Annotated in this window: 17 protein-coding genes and 4 tRNA genes; 14 read left to right on the plus strand and 7 right to left on the minus strand. The window is 71.2% G+C overall.

Going from position 1 to position 17,121, the window contains the following annotated elements; all coding sequences use genetic code 11:
* Complete coding sequence (locus INTCA_RS06660) at positions 1-1,251, minus strand: nicotinate phosphoribosyltransferase (RefSeq protein ID WP_244859895.1); 1,251 nt, start codon at positions 1,249-1,251, stop codon at positions 1-3.
* 116 nt (positions 1,252-1,367) lie between these two features.
* Between INTCA_RS06660 and clpS the strand changes: the two genes are divergently transcribed.
* The 7 genes from clpS (at position 1,368) to INTCA_RS19500 (ending at position 8,446) form a co-directional block, all read left to right on the plus strand.
* A complete protein-coding gene (clpS, locus tag INTCA_RS06665) occupies positions 1,368-1,691 on the plus strand; it encodes an ATP-dependent Clp protease adapter ClpS (RefSeq protein ID WP_013492155.1) in 324 nt (107 codons plus the stop codon).
* On the plus strand, positions 1,691-2,317 hold the full coding sequence (locus tag INTCA_RS06670) for a DUF2017 domain-containing protein (protein WP_013492156.1): 627 nt from the start codon (positions 1,691-1,693) through the stop codon (positions 2,315-2,317). Before clpS ends, INTCA_RS06670 begins: the two co-directional genes overlap by 1 nt.
* Before the next feature lie 100 nt (positions 2,318-2,417).
* Positions 2,418-3,185 carry an MBL fold metallo-hydrolase gene (locus tag INTCA_RS06675; protein WP_013492157.1) on the plus strand — a complete coding sequence of 256 codons (768 nt, stop codon included), beginning with the start codon at positions 2,418-2,420 and terminating at the stop codon, positions 3,183-3,185.
* Between the two features lie 113 nt (positions 3,186-3,298).
* A complete protein-coding gene (rph, locus tag INTCA_RS06680) occupies positions 3,299-4,051 on the plus strand; it encodes a ribonuclease PH (RefSeq protein WP_041307360.1) in 753 nt (250 codons plus the stop codon).
* Positions 4,048-4,680, plus strand: a complete 633-nt coding sequence (rdgB, locus tag INTCA_RS06685) for an RdgB/HAM1 family non-canonical purine NTP pyrophosphatase (RefSeq protein ID WP_013492159.1) — start codon at positions 4,048-4,050, stop codon at positions 4,678-4,680. Before rph ends, rdgB begins: the two co-directional genes overlap by 4 nt.
* Positions 4,677-6,242: a molybdopterin-dependent oxidoreductase gene (locus tag INTCA_RS06690; RefSeq protein WP_013492160.1), complete on the plus strand. Its 1,566-nt coding sequence runs from the start codon at positions 4,677-4,679 to the stop codon at positions 6,240-6,242. Before rdgB ends, INTCA_RS06690 begins: the two co-directional genes overlap by 4 nt.
* A 299-nt stretch (positions 6,243-6,541) precedes the next feature.
* Positions 6,542-8,446: an HNH endonuclease signature motif containing protein gene (locus INTCA_RS19500; RefSeq protein WP_013492161.1), complete on the plus strand. Its 1,905-nt coding sequence runs from the start codon at positions 6,542-6,544 to the stop codon at positions 8,444-8,446.
* A 156-nt stretch (positions 8,447-8,602) separates the two neighbouring features.
* Here INTCA_RS19500 and INTCA_RS06705 read toward each other — a convergent pair whose 3' ends face one another.
* Positions 8,603-8,995 (minus strand): RidA family protein, encoded by a 393-nt coding sequence (locus INTCA_RS06705; protein ID WP_013492162.1) that lies wholly within the window; start codon positions 8,993-8,995, stop codon positions 8,603-8,605.
* A gap of 57 nt (positions 8,996-9,052) precedes the next feature.
* Between INTCA_RS06705 and INTCA_RS06710 the strand changes: the two genes are divergently transcribed.
* From INTCA_RS06710 to INTCA_RS06725, 4 genes are all read left to right on the plus strand, one after another.
* A tRNA-Leu gene (locus INTCA_RS06710) sits at positions 9,053-9,132 on the plus strand.
* Between the two features lie 29 nt (positions 9,133-9,161).
* The gene (gene bcp, locus INTCA_RS06715; RefSeq protein WP_013492163.1) at positions 9,162-9,635 is read left to right on the plus strand and encodes a thioredoxin-dependent thiol peroxidase; all 474 of its coding nucleotides are present in this window, start codon (positions 9,162-9,164) and stop codon (positions 9,633-9,635) included.
* 57 nt (positions 9,636-9,692) lie between these two features.
* Positions 9,693-9,950 (plus strand): DUF3618 domain-containing protein, encoded by a 258-nt coding sequence (locus INTCA_RS06720; protein WP_013492164.1) that lies wholly within the window; start codon positions 9,693-9,695, stop codon positions 9,948-9,950.
* 29 nt (positions 9,951-9,979) lie between these two features.
* Positions 9,980-10,339: a GroES family chaperonin gene (locus tag INTCA_RS06725; RefSeq protein ID WP_013492165.1), complete on the plus strand. Its 360-nt coding sequence runs from the start codon at positions 9,980-9,982 to the stop codon at positions 10,337-10,339.
* Between the two features lie 104 nt (positions 10,340-10,443).
* Here the strand turns inward: INTCA_RS06725 and INTCA_RS06730 are convergent.
* The 4 genes from INTCA_RS06730 to orn all read right to left on the minus strand — a co-directional run bounded on the left by INTCA_RS06730 (position 10,444) and on the right by orn (position 11,907).
* A tRNA-Lys gene (locus tag INTCA_RS06730) sits at positions 10,444-10,516 on the minus strand.
* Positions 10,517-10,541: 25 nt separating this feature from the next.
* Positions 10,542-10,931: a hypothetical protein gene (locus INTCA_RS06735; protein WP_013492166.1), complete on the minus strand. Its 390-nt coding sequence runs from the start codon at positions 10,929-10,931 to the stop codon at positions 10,542-10,544.
* A gap of 173 nt (positions 10,932-11,104) precedes the next feature.
* A tRNA-His gene (locus INTCA_RS06740) sits at positions 11,105-11,180 on the minus strand.
* A 91-nt stretch (positions 11,181-11,271) separates the two neighbouring features.
* The gene (gene orn / locus INTCA_RS06745; RefSeq protein ID WP_013492167.1) at positions 11,272-11,907 is read right to left on the minus strand and encodes an oligoribonuclease; all 636 of its coding nucleotides are present in this window, start codon (positions 11,905-11,907) and stop codon (positions 11,272-11,274) included.
* A gap of 135 nt (positions 11,908-12,042) precedes the next feature.
* On the opposite strand from orn, the gene INTCA_RS06750 reads away from it, so the two are divergent.
* Positions 12,043-13,137 carry a PrsW family intramembrane metalloprotease gene (locus tag INTCA_RS06750; protein ID WP_013492168.1) on the plus strand — a complete coding sequence of 365 codons (1,095 nt, stop codon included), beginning with the start codon at positions 12,043-12,045 and terminating at the stop codon, positions 13,135-13,137.
* Between the two features lie 102 nt (positions 13,138-13,239).
* Here the strand turns inward: INTCA_RS06750 and INTCA_RS06755 are convergent.
* Positions 13,240-13,315, minus strand: a tRNA-Arg gene (locus INTCA_RS06755).
* A gap of 164 nt (positions 13,316-13,479) precedes the next feature.
* Here INTCA_RS06755 and INTCA_RS06760 point away from each other — a divergent pair.
* A complete protein-coding gene (locus INTCA_RS06760) occupies positions 13,480-15,195 on the plus strand; it encodes a dynamin family protein (protein ID WP_013492169.1) in 1,716 nt (571 codons plus the stop codon).
* Positions 15,192-16,922 carry a dynamin family protein gene (locus INTCA_RS06765; protein WP_013492170.1) on the plus strand — a complete coding sequence of 577 codons (1,731 nt, stop codon included), beginning with the start codon at positions 15,192-15,194 and terminating at the stop codon, positions 16,920-16,922. The genes INTCA_RS06760 and INTCA_RS06765 overlap by 4 nt, the downstream gene beginning before the upstream one ends.
* The last annotated feature ends 199 nt before the right edge of the window (positions 16,923-17,121 follow it).

Below are 17,121 nucleotides of genomic sequence, written 5' to 3' on the forward strand. Positions count from 1 at the left end.
TCAGTCCTCCTCGTACACCGTGGGGATCACGGGCTCACCCCGGGACAGCTGGGTGGCGGCGCGCGGTAGCTCCGCCCGTGCGGCGGCGTGCCGGGACCGGGCCTCGTGGATGTCCTGGTGGTCGACCACCTCGCCGTCGCGGACCAGCTCGATCATGAGGGGACGGTCGTTGCCGTCGTCCTGGGGACGCTCGCCGATGCCGATCACCTCTGCCTCGGCGACGCCCCCGGCGTTGCGGCGGCGCATCGCCCACTTCCGCCCCCCGACGGAGGCCTTGTCCTTGCTCTTCTTGGCGACGTTCTCCATCTCGCCCGCGCCGTTCTCGCGCTGGACGAGCTTGTAGACCATCGACGCCGTGGGCGCCCCCGAACCGGTGACGAGGGCCGTGCCCACGCCGTAACCGCTCACCGGGCCGGCGGCGAGCGCGGCGATGGCGTGCTCGTCGAGGTCGGAGGTGACGATGATCCGGGTCGCGGTGTTGCCGGCGGCGTCGAGCTGCGTACGGACCTCCTTCGCCTGGATGAGCAGGTCGCCCGAGTCGAGGCGCACGGCTCCGAGCTCGGACCCGGCGATCTCCATGGCGAGGTCGACGGCCGTCCTGACGTCGTAGGTGTCGACGAGCAGGGTGGTGCCCTTGCCGAGCGACTGGACCTGCGCGGTGAACGCCTCCCGCTCCGAGTCGTAGAGAAGGGTGAAGGCGTGCGCGGCCGTGCCCGCGGTGGGTACCCCGTAGCGGCGTCCGGCCTCGAGGTTGCTCGTCGCCTCGAACCCCGCGACGTAGGCAGCTCGGGCGGCGGCCACGGCGGACTCCTCCTGGGTGCGGCGCGAACCCATCTCGATGCAGGGTCGGTCGCCGGCAGCGGCGGTCATCCGTGAGGCCGCGGACGCAATGGCGGTGTCGTGGTTGAGGATCGAGAGGACCACGGTCTCGAGGAGGACGCCCTCGGCGAAGGTCGACTCGACGACGAGGACGGGTGAGTAGGGGAAGTAGCACTCACCCTCGGGGTAGCCGCTGATCGTCCCGCTGAACCGGTATCCGGCCAGCCAGTCGATCGTCGCCGCGTCGACCACGTTCCGGTCCGCCAGGAAGCGGATCTCGTCGTCTCCGAAGCGGAACTGCTCAAGGGCCTCGAGGAAGCGTCCGGTGCCGCCGACGACGCCGTAGCGTCGACCGTCGGGCAGGCGCCGGGAGAAGGCTTCGAAGACGCACCGGCGGTGGGCCTCGCCGGAGGCGAGGGCAGCCTGCACCATGGTCAGCTCGTAGTGGTCGGTCAGCAGTGCGGTGCTCACGCCGGCCAGCCTACGGTCCTGACGGCTGCCGGCGCCGTCCCGGGGCGGTCACGGAGCGGTCATAGGGTGGACGGGTGATGTCGACCAGCCTGTCCCTCGCGCCTCCTGCGCCGGTCCGCAGCCCCGAGACGGAGGAGGTCACCGGGACCGATGACCTGGTGGCCCCCGACGTCCCCTGGGTGACCATCGTCTGGAACGACCCGGTCAACCTCATGAGCTATGTCACCTGGGTCTTCGAGACATACTTCGGCTACCCGAGGCCGAAGGCGGAGAAGCTGATGATGGACGTCCACACCAAGGGTCGCGCGGTCGTGTCCCACGGGCCGCGTGAGTCCATGGAGCGCGACGCCGAGTCGTTGCAGGGCTACGGGCTCTGGGCGACCTTCGAGAAGGACGAGTGATGGCCCGCGCTTTCCTGATGGAGGACGGGCGCTACGTCGCGGTCCTCGACGAGACCGAGCGCTTCATGCTCCACGGCCTCATGGAGCAGACCCGGGTCGTGCTCTCGCCGGAGGTCGAGTCCACCGGTGACGCCTTCGCCGACCTCGTTGCCGCGATGGGCGTGTCGCTCGGCCAGGACGACCAGGAGCCGCGGGCGTCGGCCGACCCGCCCGATGCGGAGGCGCACCCGGGGGAGGAGCGTGACCCCGCCCTGGACCGCCTGCTCCCGGACGCGCACCGGGGGGACGATGCCGTCGCGGCCGAGTTCCGGCGCCTGACGGAGGAGGGACTGCGGCAGCGCAAGAGCGCGAACCTCGACGTGGCGATGGACCGGATCGCCAGCGCATCGGGGGACCGGGTGGAGCTGGATGCCGTCCAGGCCCCGGCCTTCCTCACGGCCCTGACGGACGTCCGTCTCCTCCTCGCCGAGCGGATGGGGATGCGCACCGAGGAGGATGCGGACCGGCTCCACGCGGCGATGGAGGTGATGGGAGACGACGACCCGCTCGGCTACGCGATGGCGTGGTACGACTTCCTCACCTGGCTCCAGGAGACGCTGACCCAGGCGCTCATGGGGGAGGCCTGAGGGTCGCCTCCGCCCGGGGTTCCGTCGGCGGGGTGCCCGTGTGACACACCCGACGAGCAAGTCGCGGGCCCCCGGCGGACGGGGCACCTAGGCTCGGTTCGTGGACCTCACCATCGTCGGATGCTCCGGATCGTTCGCGGGGCCGGACTCGCCTGCGTCGAGCTATCTGGTCCGGAGCGAGCACGAAGGCCGGACGTGGAGCATCGTTCTCGACCTCGGCAACGGCGCGCTCGGCCACCTCCAGCGGCACGTCGACCCGCTGACGGTGGACGCGGTCCTCGTCAGCCACCTCCACGTGGACCACTGCATCGACCTGTGCGGTCTCTACGTCATGCTCAAGTACGTCCCCGGAGGCTCGGGCCGGGAAGGGCTGCCGGCCTACGGCCCGGAGGGGACGGGCGACCACCTGGTCCGCGCGTACGGCAACGAGGAGATCGAGGACGTCCCGGGGGTCTTCGACTTCCGGACGTTCACCGATCGGGAGCCTGTCGTCGTGGGGCCCTTCACGATCACTCCCGTCCGGGTGGAGCACCCGATCGAGGCCTACGGCTTCCGCGTCGAGGCCGACGGCCGGGTGCTCGTCTACACCGGGGACACCGACCTGTGCGACGCCTTGACCCCGCTCATGACGGGGGCCGACCTCGTGCTCGCGGACGCGGCCTTCGTCGACGGCCGGGACGAGGTCCGCGGCATCCACCTGTCGGGCAGCCGCGCCGCCGAGGCGGCCGTCCGAGCGGGTGGCGTCCAGCGGCTCATGCTCACGCACCTGCCCGCGTGGAACGACCCCGAGCAGTGCCGGGCCCAGGCGGCCGCCGTGTGGCCGGGTGAGGTCGAGCTCGCCAAGCCGGGTGCCACCTACACCGTGTGACGGGATTCCGTATGCCGCTGGGCTCGGTCCAACGGCTCCGTGACCTCGGGCGCGGGGCCGGGCTGGGTGGACGACCGGCGACCTACCGTTGAGGGATGGCTAGCCTCAGGGGCATGACTGCGACACGACATGACGGACGGGCCCCCGACGAGACCCGGGAGGTGCGGATCACCCGTGGGTGGCTCGACCACGCCGAGGGCAGCGTCCTCGTGGAGTTCGGGCGCACCCGGGTGCTCTGTGCGGCCTCCTTCACCGAGGGCGTGCCGCGCTGGCTCAAGGGTCGGGGAACGGGGTGGGTGACGGCCGAGTACGCCATGCTGCCCCGGGCCACGAACACCCGCTCGGACCGCGAGAGCGTCAAGGGGCGCATCGGCGGCCGGACCCATGAGATCTCGCGGCTCATCGGCCGCAGCCTGCGCGCCGTGATCGACACCAAGGCGCTCGGCGAGAACACCATCGTCCTCGACTGCGACGTCCTCCAGGCCGACGGCGGCACCCGGACCGCGGCCATCACCGGCGCCTACGTCGCGCTGGCCGACGCCATCGAGGACGCTCGAGCCAGGGGCCTCATCGCCAAGGGAGCCCAGCCGCTGACCGGCTCGGTCGCCGCGGTCTCCGTGGGCATCGTCGGTGGCCGGGCCGTCATCGACCTCGACTACCCCGAGGACTCGACCGCGGAGACGGACATGAACGTCGTCATGACGGGCGACGGGCGCTACATCGAGGTGCAGGGCACCGCCGAGGGCGAGCCCTTCGACCGCGCCCTCCTCGACGACCTGCTGGAGCTCGCGGCCAAGGGGTGCGCCGACCTCACCGCAGCCCAGCGAGCCGCCCTCGCCTCCGGTTCGGAGGGGGTCGCGTCATGACCAGGCTCGTCCTCGCCACCCGGAACCACCACAAGGTCGAGGAGATGCGCGAGATCCTCGCCGACGTCTGCACCCAGCTCGACCTCGAGATCGTGGGTCTCGACGAGTTCCCCGACGCCCCGGACGTGGTCGAGGACGGCGTCACGTTCGAGACGAACGCCGTCCTCAAGGCGCAGTCGGCAGCCGAGGCGACCGGGCTCCCGGCGCTCGCGGACGACTCGGGTCTGGCGGTGGACGTGCTCGGCGGCGCCCCGGGGATCTTCAGCGCTCGCTGGTCGGGCCGGAAGGGCGCAGGAGCCGACCGCGCCAACCTGGAGCTGCTCCTGGCCCAGCTGGACGACGTGCGCCACGAGCACCGTGGGGCTGCGTTCGTCTGCGCGGCGGCGCTGGTGCTGCCCGACGGTCGGTCCGCAGTGGAGGTCGGGCGCTTCCCCGGCCAGGTGGCTCGCGAGCCGCGGGGCACCGGTGGCTTCGGGTATGACCCGATCTTCGTCCCGGACGGCCAGCCCGACGCCTCGCTGGAGCGGACCCTCGCCGAGTACTCGCCCGCGGAGAAGAACGGGGTCTCGCACCGCCACGTGGCCTTCCGGGCGCTGGTCCCTCGTCTCAGGGAGCTGCTCCGGCCATGAGCTCGACCAGCCCGCCGCGTGGCAGCGCCGCGCCGCACCCCTCCGGGCGCACCGGGGGCCGGGCGCTCGCCGCCGCGCGCGGGCTGGTCTCCGGTTTGCTGACCGTCGGGCTGGCGACCCTGCTGGCCGCGCTGATGCAGCAGGTCGGGGCGACGAGCGGTCAGCCGGCGCCCATCGCAGCTGTCAGTGGCGCCTTCATCGACCGGACGCCCGCGTGGCTCAAGGACCTGGCGATCGCCGCCTTCGGCTCCAATGACAAGCGTGCCCTGCTCGTCGGCGTCGTCCTCGTCCTCGCCATGGGCTGCCTGCTCATCGGGGTCCTCGCCACCCGGCGGTCGAGGCTTGCCCTCACCGCTTTTGCGTTGCTGGGTGCCGTCGGCGGCGCGGCCGTCCTCTCCCGTCCGGAGGCGACAGCCGCGGACGCCGTGCCCACCCTCGTGGGGACGGCGGTCGGGCTGTGGTTCCTCGGGCGCGGGTACCGCGAGCCGGCCGCCTCGGACGTCGGGAACCCCGCCCGACGGCTCGTGCTGGGGGCCGTGGTAGGCGGCTCAGCGGCATACGTCGGGGGCTGGCTCGGTGGTGACTCCACCGAGGCCACGGCGTCGCGCGAGGCGATCGCGAGGGAGCCGGCGCGCGCCACTCCGGTCGCCGTCCCCGCCGGGGCGGACCTCGACGTCCCGGGCGCGGCGCCGTTCATCGTCCCGAACGACGACTTCTACCGGATCGACACCGCCATCGTCGTACCGCGCCTCACTGCCGAGGACTGGCGGCTCAAGGTCACCGGGCTGATCGACCGTGAGGTCGAGATCGACTGGGCGACGTTGCAGGACAAACCGATGCGCGAAGCCCTCGTCACCCTTGCGTGCGTGTCCAACGAGGTCGGCGGGGATCTGGTCGGCAACGCGGTCTGGACCGGCTGGCCCGTGCGCGAGCTGCTCGCGCTCGCCGGTCCGCGATCGGGCGCGGACATGGTCCTGCAGACGAGCGCCGACGGGTGGACGTGCGGGACCCCCCTCGGTGCCCTGACGGACGAGCGGAACGCCTTGCTCGCGGTGCGGATGAACGGGGAGCCACTTCCCTTCGAGCACGGCTTTCCGGTACGGCTCGTCGTGCCGGGGCTCTATGGCTACGTGTCCGCGTGCAAGTGGGTCACCGAGCTGAAGGTGACGACCTTCGCGGACGACGTCGGCTACTGGACGCCGCGTGGCTGGTCGGCAGACGGGCCCATCAAGACGTCCTCGCGGATCGACGTGCCTCGAACCGGTGCGACGGTGCCCGCGGGCCGGGTCGCGGTGGCCGGTGTGGCCTGGGCGCAGCACCGGGGCGTCTCCTCGGTCGAGGTCCAGGTCGATGACGGTCCCTGGACGGCCGCGCGGCTCGCCACCGACGCGAGCATCGACGCGTGGCGGCAGTGGGTCCTCGACTGGGAGGCGCGACCCGGGAGCCACGTTCTGCGGGTTCGGGCCCGGGACCGCGCTGGAAACCTCCAGTCCGCCGTCGAGCGACCGCCGGCGCCGAACGGCGCCGAAGGACTCCACACCATCGCGGTGCAGGTCGCCTGATCGCACCGACGCCGTCCGTGTTCCCCGCATGGGGATGCGGGCCAAGCCCGTCGCCAAGCCCGTCGCCAAGCCCGTCGCGAGGTCTGTCGAGGGTGCTGTCGGTGGTCCGTGATAGGGGAACGTATCGCTGAATCACCCTCTCCTGCAGTCATTTTCAACCACTTTCCGGTGCTGCGAAGTCTTGATCGGAGGGCGTTGCTGTGATGGGATGAAGATGGCTTCGCGAGGTGGCTGGCGCGTCGCCGTCGGGATCAGCGTGGCTGGGACCCGGGCTGGACCGTCGTCAGGGAGGGGACGTGATGCCGTTCATCGAGGCGCCGCTGTCTCCGCTGGAGCTGGCCCTGCGGCGTGGACTCGGGGGCCACGGGCTGACTCCCGAGGGAACGGTCCTGCAGTCCGCAGCGCAGCCGAGGCCGCCAGCCCGGCTCGACCTGTTTCCGAGGGGGCCTGTCACGGAGCTCCATGTCGGTCCTGCCGGTGACCGACATGGAGCGGGCCCGGGGGACCGGGTCGACGACCAGGGAGAGGGCCAGAGCCAGGGCCAGAGCCAGGGAGAGGACGAGGGGCTTGCCGCCTACCTCACGCTCGAGCAGGCGGCCGGCGCCCTGGTGGCGCAGATCGAGGCTCTGGAGGAACGCAGGGCGCGTCTCGACGCCGAGCTGATGGAGGTCTACGGCGCCCTCCACACGGTCCTCGAGCAGGCTCACGCCGCGCACCAGGCCCAGCTACCCGATGGCCTGCCGCGGGAGAGCCCGGCCGAGGCCAGCGTCAGCGTCGAGCAGCTCGTCGTCCAGGAGGTCGCACTCGCGACGCCGGTGCCGGCGTTCGAGGTGCGCCGTCGACTGGAGCTCGCGGCGGCGCCGCGTCGGCACCGACCACTGCTGGATCGACTCGCCACCGGCTCCGTCTCGCTGCTGCATGCCGCTCTGATCGCCGGGGCGACCCGGGAGCTTCCGGATGACGCGATCGCGACGATCACCGAGCGTGTCCTGGCTCCGATGCCGGACGGGTCCCGTCCCACTCACCAGGTCATCACGCGCCGGTTGCGACGCCTGGTCGCCTCCTCAGCCGGCGAGAACGCGACACGCGGCCGACGGAACGCTTTGGCCGCCCGCAGCGCCCACGGCGAGCTGACCGAGCACGGCACGGGCCTGCTCTCGATCACCACCAGCGCAGAGCGGACCGTCGCGATCATGGAGCGGCTGGAGGCCCTGGCCCGTGCCCTGCGTGCGGCGGGCGATCCGCGCACCTTCGCCCAGCTCCGGTCGGACCTCGCCACCGATGCACTCCTGGGGCACATCTACGGGCCGTGCTCCCAGCACTCACGGATGACGAACTCCTTCCTCGACGGACCGCCGGCTGTCCCCACTGAGCTCGCTTCGGCCCCTGTCACCGGCGCGACTCCTGTCACGGCTGCGACTCCTGACCTTGCTGCGACTCCTGACCTTGCTGCGACTCCTGGCACCCCGCCTCCGTGGCTCGCCGAAGCTGACTGCGCTCCCTGCCTCCCCGGTGCAGCCGTGCCGATCGGCGCCGCTTTGGTCGACGGCACCGCTTTGGTCGACGGCACCGCTTCGGTCGACGGCACCGCTTCGGTCGACGGCACCGCGGAGGCGTCCCAGGCGGGTCCCTGTGCCTGCGCACCCGTGGCTCCACCGGCCCACGTGTGGATCGTCGTTCCCTTCGAGGTCGCCACCGGCGCGAGTGACGCGGCCTGCGAGATGCCCGGACATGGGTGGGTCACCGCGCGGCACGCACGCGAGATCATCACTGCCGAGGGGTCGCAATGGCGATGGCTCGCCGTCGACGCACTGACCGGCCAGGCCCTCAAGCTCGGCACGGACCGGTATCGACCCACTCCGGCCATGACCGAGCAGGTTCGCGCGCTCGACGGGCACTGCCGTGCGCCGGGCTGTCTGGTCCCGGCCCGCCGATGCGACATCGACCACCACGTGCCATACCCGGAGGGTGAGACCTCGACGACCAATGCTGGACCTCTGGACCGGCAGCACCACAACCTCAAGACCGCGCGGTACTCGACGTGCACCCCCACGGCAGATCATGAGCTGACTCGCGGACTGCGCTGGACGACCGTGGCGGGGAGGGAGCGCACGACCTACCCCAAGAACTACCGTGAGGCCTTGGACGACACACCCCCGCACTGCGATCCACGTCGGTCACTGGACGACCCGCCACCCTTCTGAGCGGGGCGGCGAGGTCCGCAGACAAGGCGACGCGCGGACAGGACGACGCGCGGACACGACGATGCGCGGCGCGGTGGCACAACAGCACGTGGCCGGCCCAGAGCCCAGCATGATCGGCAGGTGGGGCGACCCCCCCGCACGTCGTGGCGGGTGGACCTAGGAGCCCGCCTGACCGACGACCGCGTCCGCCTCGATCTCGACGAGGAGTACCGGGTCGATCAACGCGGAGACCTGCACCATGGTCGCGGCCGGTCGGGAAGCTCCGAAGACCTCCCCGTGGGCGCGGCCGATCTCCTCCCAGCGCGTGATGTCGGTGACGAAGATCCTGGTCCGCACCACGTCCACCGGGGAGGCGCCGAGCTCCGCGAGGGCGGCGACGATGATCTCGAGAACAGCCTTCGTCTGCAGGTAGGCGTCACCGCCCCCGACGACCGCTCCGTCCCGGACCGCGGTCGTTCCCGCGACGTGGATCGTGTCGCCGACCCGCACCGCGCGCGAGTAGCCGACGTGTCGTTCCCAAGCACTGCCCGTGCTCACCTGTTGCCGCATGTCGTCAGGGTAGGCAACTAGGCTGGGCCGCGGTTCTCCGCATGGAGGGCCGCCCAGGCGGACGTGGTGGAACTGGCAGACACGCAGGATTTAGGTTCCTGTGCCTCGGCGTGCGGGTTCGAGTCCCGCCGTCCGCACTCTCGTGCACGATCGACGAAGGAGACCCGTGAGCGACCGACTCCAGCCCGGTGACCAAGCCCCCGACTTCACCCTGCCCGACGACACCGGTGCGACCGTCCGCCTCAGCGACTTCCGCGGTCGCAAGGCGATCGTGTACTTCTACCCGGCGGCCATGACACCGGGCTGCACCACGCAGGCGTGTGACTTCAGTGAGTCGCTGGAGTCGCTGCGACGTGACGGCTACGAGGTCCTCGGCATCAGCAAGGACGAGCCGGGCAAGCTCGCGAAGTTCCGTGAGCGTGACGCACTGACCATCCCGCTCCTCTCGGACGAGTCGCTCGAGGTGCATCGCGCCTACGGGGCGTACGGCGAGAAGAAGCTGTACGGGAAGACGGTCGAGGGGGTCATCCGGTCCACGTTCGTCATCGACGCGGACGGGGTCATCGTCCATGCGCTCTACAACGTCAAGGCGACGGGACACGTCGCCAAGCTTCGACGCGACCTCGGTCTCGCCGTCTGACCCCTCCTTGGCGAAGCCCCGACTAGAGTCGACAGCAGCCTGCCGAAAGGAATCGTCATGACTGAGACCGCACGCATCGAGAGGGACATCGAGGCAGCCCGGGCGCGCCTCGAGGGGACCGTCAACGAGCTGGCCTACCGCGCCCAGCCCAAGGTCATCGCCGAGCGCCAAGCCCAGAGCCTCAAGCTCAAGCTCAACGAGGCGACGCACACGCCCGACGGTGATCTGCGGGTCGAGCGGGTCGGCGCCGTCGTCGCCGCCGTGGTGGCCCTGGTGGTCGTGACGGCGCTCATCCGACGGCGCGGCCGCCGCTGACCTGTCCCCGTGGAGACCAGCACACCCAGATGAGCAAGACCACGTCGCCCACCGCGTCACGCAGCGGATCGGCAGCCGGTAGGCTGCCGATCCGCATGCTTCATGACCGGCTCCTCGTCAGCCTCGAGCACGAGGGCGAGCGCCGCAGCGGAGGCGGCATCCTCATCCCGGCCACGGCCACCGTCGGCAAGCGCCTGGCCTGGGCCGAGGTCGTCGCGACGGGCCCGACGGTGCGGCAGGTCAAGCCCGGCGACCGGGTGCTGTTCGATCCCGAGGAGCGGGCCGAGGTCGAGCTGCAGGGTCACGACTACGCCCTGCTCCGCGAGCGCGACATCCACGCCGTCGCGGCGTCCCGCGTCGAGGACGGCCAGACCGGGCTGTACCTCTGAGGCCCCGCGGTGGCCCTGGGGCCGACAGCGAGGGGTGGCGAGCGCCCGACGGGACCGCTCGATGCAGAAGAGGCCTCCCGCAGCGCGGGAGGCCTCTTCGGAAGTGCGCCGCCAGGGACTCGAACCCCGAACCCAGTGATTAAGAGTCACTTGCTCTGCCAATTGAGCTAGCGGCGCAACGAGGGGAAACATTAGCAGGCGGCTAGGGACGCGACAAAATCGACTCCGGGCTCACGGAACCGGCCTTTTCGCGGCGTTCTCGGTGCTTCCCGCGGACCAGGAGGAGTGCCCCTCCGAGCATGAAGGCGAGGTAGGCGAGCAGACCCCCCAGGTGCTCGTCGTCGGTCACCTGCGTCGAGGTCCCCTGGGGTGTGTTGGTCACCGGCTTGGGGTCGCCGGTGCTGACGATCCCCGGGGCTGGCAGGCTCGTCGGCTGGCCGTCCGCAGCCAGGCCCAGCACGGTGCCCGGGCGAGGGCCCCCCGCCGCCGGAGCCGCGAGAGCGCTGCCCACGAGCGTCAAGGCGAGGCTGACGACGATGAGGCCGACGATGATCCCGACCGTGATCTGCTGCATTCGCTTCTTGCCCGACATCACCGGCCCATTGTGGCGTATCGCACCGGCGCGGTCGGGAGGCGCGGTCGGCAGGCGCGGTCGGCAGGCGCGGTCGGGAGGGACGGCAGGGAGGCGGACAGCGGGACGAGCCCAAGCGGCATACGGTGCGAAAAGAAAGATCCCCGCACGTGCGGCCACGTGCGGGGATCACCTGGGGTGAGTGACGGGACTTGAACCCGCGACCACCTGGACCACAACCAGGTGCTCTACCAGCTGAGCTACACCCACCAAGTCGCTGCAGACAGCGACGCCAATCGTACAGGCTCCGGGGGAGTGCTCGTGACACCCCCGGTCGCCGACCGCGCCGAGGTCCGATCGGTCAGTGCTCGACCACGTGGCTCTCCGCGAGCGCCTTGGCCGTCGCGCTGTCCGGGCCCGGCTGAGGGACGAACACCGCCTCGCGGTAGTACCGCAACTCGGCGATGGACTCCTTGATGTCAGCCAGCGCCCGGTGGCCACCGGACTTCTTCGGGGCGTTGAAGTAGACCCTCGGATACCAGCGCCGGGACAGCTCCTTGATCGACGAGACGTCGATGATCCGGTAGTGCAGGTGTGTCTCGAGGTCCGGCATGTCGCGGGCGAGGAAGCCGCGGTCGGTCGCCACGCTGTTGCCGCCCAACGGCGCCTTGCGCGGCTCGGGGACGAAGCTGCGCACGTAGTCCAGGACCAGGGACTGCGCCTCCTCGAGCGTCACCCCACCGTCCAGCTCGTCGAGGAGTCCCGACGTCGTGTGCATGTCGCGCACGAACTCGTCCATCTGGTCGAGCGCAGCGGCCGGCGGCCTGATGACGACGTCGACGCCCTCGCCGAGGACCGTGAGCTCGAAGTCCGTGACGAGGGCAGCGACCTCGACGAGCGCGTCGGTCCGGAGGGACAGGCCGGTCATCTCGCAGTCGATCCAGATGATCCGGTCGGAGATGGCGCGCTGGTTGGGCGAGTCGTTCGTCGTCGTCACCGGTCCACCATAGAGGCGCGGGCCGACAGGGTCCTGCACTAGCCTGCGGTCATGACTTCAGGGGATCCCGTCGGAGGGCTGGAGCGGTTGGAAGCCCGCGAATGGAGCCGTGAGCCGAACCCCACATGGAGACCCGTGCTCCGGAGGATCCTCACCGTCGGCGTCGCCACCGCGCTGCTGCTCGGGTCGCTGCTCATCCTGCTCGGGATCATCGGCGGCCAGCTCGAGACCCGTGTCGCCGTCCTGGCCGGCCTCATGGCGATCATCCCCCTCGTCATCATCGTCCCCACGTACCTCTGGCTCGACCGTTACGAGGCCGAGCCGGTTCGCTACCTCGTCTCCGCCTTCCTCTGGGGTGCGCTGATCGCCGTCGTCGGAGCCTTCTGGCTCAACACCCTCGGCCTGGTCCTGCTGGTCGACGCCAACTGGGTCGATCCGTTCGCCACCGGCGCGGTCTACCTCGCACCCGTGACCGAGGAGACCCTCAAGGGAATCGGGATCTTCCTCATCTACCTGCTGCGCCGGCACGAGTTCGACGGGATCATCGACGGCATCGTCTACGCGGGGCTCATCGGGGCCGGTTTCGCCTTCAGCGAGAACATCCTCTATCTCGGTCAGGCCTACACCGAGATGGGCAACGAGGGCCTGACGGCCACCTTCATCGTCCGCGGGTTGATGGGCCCCTTCGGACACCCGCTCTTCACCTCGCTCATCGGGATCGGCATCGGGATCGCGGTGTCGTCGCGCAGCACGGTGGTGAGGTCGCTTGCCATCCTTGGGGGCTGGGCCTGCGCGGTGCTGCTCCACGGGGCGTGGAACCTCTCCGCGATCGCCGGCATCGAGGGTTTCCTCAGCGCCTACATCACCTACCAGGTGCCGCTCTTCATCGGCTTCATCGGCTTCCTCGTCTGGCTGCGCCGGCGCGAGGGCCGGCTCATCGGACAGCACTTGTCGCCGTATGCCGACGCCGGGTGGCTCACCCATCCTGAGGTCGGCATGCTCTCGCACCTCGGCACCCGACGGGCCGCGCGTGCCTGGGCTCGGCGCCGCGGCGGCCTTGCGGCGCAACGGTCCATGGACGCCTTCCAGGACAGCGCCAGCGATCTGGCACTGCTCCGCGCACGGCTCGTCCACGGCACCGCGGAGCGCGATGCGGCCCGACGAGAGATGGTCCTTCTCGAGGCGATCACGGCACACCGCAAGGACTTCATCGGTACGCCGGTGCTGTGAGCCGGTCCAGGTCGTCCCAGCTGGTGGGAACGCGTGAACACGCTTGGTGGGCAGGGCTGCTGGGCACGGCTGGTGGGGAAGGGCCGGGCCCTCGCGGTCGAGTGGCGCCCCCGGCAGGACTCGAACCTGCGACCAAGAGATTAGAAGGCTCTTGCTCTATCCGCTGAGCTACGGGGGCCGGCCCGCGTCGGGCGCTCCTATGATAGGCGGGAGCCCGTCCTGAATCGCCGCCACCCACTCCCTGAGGCGGCGAGGAGAACGAGCCCAGCGGCATACGACCCGCGTGTCCCTCCACGACCGAAGCACTGATGAGTTTTGATTGGTCCACGGGGACACGAGAGGATGTGGCGCGTGTCTGGTTCAGGGGAAGGCGGTGCGCGGCTGCTTGCGGCCGTGACGCGGCTTCGTGATGCCGTCGATGCGGCTTCGCTGCCGGTCGACGTGGCCCGGGTCGGCGACGCCCGCACCGAGCGGGAGCGACTACTGGACCAGCTCGACGACTACGTGATCCCTCGGCTGACCTCGCTCGACGCCCCCCTTCTCGCCGTGGTCGGGGGCTCGACCGGAGCCGGCAAGTCGACCCTCGTCAACTCGGTCGTGGGGCGGGAGGTCTCGCTGCCCGGCGTGCTCCGACCCACGACACGCTCACCGGTGCTCATTCACCACCCCGAGGACGCCGGCTGGTTCTCGGACCAGCGTGTCCTGCCGCGGCTCGCGCGGATCACCGGGAAGCACTCCTCCTCCGACGGCCCCGGGGCGGTGCGCCTCGTGAGCACCGACGCGATCACCCCCGGGCTCGCTCTCCTCGACGCGCCCGACATCGACAGCGTCGTCGCTGCCAACCGCGACCTGGCGGCCCAGCTCCTGGCCGCGGCGGACTTGTGGATCTTCGTCACGACCGCCGCGCGCTACGCCGACGCCGTTCCCTGGGACCTCCTGCGCCAGGCCTCCGAGCGCGGGACCGCCGTCGCCGTGGTGCTCGACCGGGTCCCGGCCGAGAGCCTGGACGACATCCGGACCCACCTCGCGGCCATGCTCCGGGAGCAGCGCCTCGACCAGGCTCCGATCTTCACCATCCTCGAGTCGCCGCTCGAGGATGGCCTGCTCCCGGCCGCCCAGACCCAACGCCTGCGCGACTGGCTCGGCGCTCTCGCGGGCGACGCCCAGGCCCGCGCCGACGTCGTGCGCCAGACCCTGACCGGCGCCCTGGCTTCGCTGGACTCCCGCGCCGCGACGCTCGCCGAGGCCTCCGAGGTCCAGGTCGAGGCCGCCGAGGCGCTCGTCGACACAGCGGCAGGGGCCTACGACGACGCACTCGCCCGGGTGCAGGAGGGAATGCACGACGGGACGCTGCTGCGCGGCGAGGTGCTCGCCCGCTGGCAGGAGTTCGTCGGCACCGGCGAGTTCTTCCGGCAGGTCGAGTCAACGGTCTCCCGCGTCCGCGACCGGGTCACTGCCTTCTTCAAGGGGGAACCGGCCAAGGCCGAGCACCTCGGCGAGGCGCTCCAGACCGGCGTGGAGGCCCTCGTGACCAACCGGGCCGACCTGGCGGCGCACTCGACGGCCCGGACCTGGCGCGACCTACCCGGCGGCAGTCAGCTCCTCGGCGCCGCGCCGGCGCTGCTCCGCTCGAGCGCCGATCTCGACGCCCGCACCGCTCGGCTGGTCCGAGACTGGCAGGGCGACATTCTCGAAATGGTCCGCAACGAGGGACGGGACCGGCGCACGACCGCCCGCATCCTGGCCTACGGGGTCAACGGACTCGGCGTGGTGCTCATGCTCGTGACCTTCGCCTCGACGGCGGGGATCACCGGGGCCGAGGTCGGCATCGCGGGCGGGACGGCCGTGGTGGGGCAGAAGCTCCTCGAGGCGGTCTTCGGGGACCAGGCGGTTCGGGAGCTGGCGCGTCAGGCCAGGGAACGCCTCGCCGAGCGGGTCGCGGCGCTCTACGCCGCAGAGCGGGCGCGCTACGAGGAGGCGGTTGCCACGCTTGCCGTGCGGGCCGGTCAGGCAAAGGAGCTCGAGCAGGCTGCCGCGGACGTGAGGTCCGCGCGATGAGTCCGATCAGACGAGGCAGGGCCAAGGTCAAGGCGCCCACTGCGGCCGAGCTCGGGGATCGGACGACGGCGCTGTCCCTGGCCCTGGTGTCCGGCGCGGACGAGCTCGACCCGACAGGGGTCGACGAGTCCCGGCGGGTGCTCGACCGCGCGCACGAGCGGCTGACGATCGCCGGTGACCACACCGTCGTGGCGCTCGCCGGCGCGACCGGCAGCGGCAAGTCGTCACTCTTCAACGCCCTCGTGGGAGAACCCATCGCGACGATCGGTGCGCGGCGTCCGACGACGGCGAAACCGACCGCCGCCGTATGGGGTCACTCCGACGCCTCAGAGCTGCTCGACTGGCTGCACGTCGACGCCCGCCACGTCGTCGGGTCGGCGCGGTCGGAGGGGCCAGCGCGTCCGGACGGCTCCGAGGGCTCGGGCTCGGAGGGGGCGGACGGCCTGGAGGGTCTCGAGGGTCTCGATGGTCTCGTCCTGCTCGATCTTCCCGACTTCGACTCGCGCGAGCTCTCGCACCGTCGTGAAGCCGAGCGCATTCTCGAGCTCGTCGACATGTTCATCTGGGTCACCGACCCGCAGAAGTACGCCGACGCGCGCCTCCATGACGAGTTCGTCTCTCTCATGGCCCACCACGACGCGGTGACCCTGGCCGTGCTGAACCAGGCTGACCGGCTCGACGGCACCGCCGTCAAGGCGCTGCGACAGGACTTCACCAAGCTCCTCGAGGCCGACGGCATCCACGACGCGTCGGTCCTCGCGACGTCGGCGGTGTCGGGGGCAGGAGTGCCGGAGCTCAAGCAACGGCTCGCCAACGCCGTTGCGGGGCAGGCTGCCTCGCGGCAGCGGCTCAACGCCGATGTCGTGGCTGTTGCCCGTCGGCTGCGCCAGGGTGTCGCAGACGGCGAGCCCTACGTCGGACGGCTCGACCGCACCCAGCTCGACGCGTCGCTCGCTCGGGCGGCCGGCGTTCCGATCGTGCTCGACGCAGTGGCCCGCGACTACCGCCGCGAGGCCTTCGCCCACACGGGCTGGCTCTACGCGCGGTGGACGCGGGGCTTCGCAGCGGACCCCCTGCGCCGCCTGCGGCTCGACCGCACGGGAGGGCGGCCGGCCATCCCGGTCGACATCGATGGTTCTGACGTCCGCGCGGTGCTCGGCCGCTCGTCGATCCCGGCGCCGACGCCGTCCGCCGTGTCCGGTGTCGAGCTGGCGACCCGGAGCTTCGTCACTGACGCCTCCGAGGGGCTCCCCGTCCGCTGGGCTCAAGCGGTGGAGGAGGCGGTCGCGCACGGCGACGGCTCGCTGGCGGACGCGTTGGACCAAGCGGTCGTCGGCACCTCGCTGCGGGCGCGACGGCCCGTGTGGTGGCTTCTCGTCAACGTCATCCAGTGGGTCCTGGGACTCACCGCCGCCCTGGGCGTGATCTGGCTCGCCGTGCTCTGGGTGCTGGGGCTGCTCCAGATCCCCGCCCCAGAGACCCCGGCGGTCGGCGTCCTACCAGTCCCGGTCCTCATGCTCGGCGGGGGTCTCCTGCTCGGCGTCCTCCTCGGCCTCCTGTCCCGGTGGTGGGCCAAGGTGGGTGCGCGACGTCGGAAGGCCGTCGTCGGCAAGCGCCTCTTCGAGGCGGTGGCCCACGTCGCCGACGAGCGGCTCCTCATCCCGATCGACGAGGTTCTGGACCGCCACCGACAGACCCGCGAGCACCTCGACCGCGTCCTGGGCTGACCGGTCCCAGCCCCACAGGTCGCACGCTGCTCGGGGCTCCCGTCCCGGTCTGTGGCCGCACGGTCCACATCCCCTGGTGGGGACGACCCGTCGTCCACAGGTCGGGGGCTGAGCCTGACGGGTCCGAGCCCGGCGAGGCACCGTGGTCGGGAGCGGCAACAGCCGTCGCGAGCGACCCGCCCTCATCGGCAGGAGGAGA

The sequence above is a fragment of the Intrasporangium calvum DSM 43043 genome, from assembly GCF_000184685.1.
Lineage (GTDB): Bacteria > Actinomycetota > Actinomycetes > Actinomycetales > Dermatophilaceae > Intrasporangium > Intrasporangium calvum.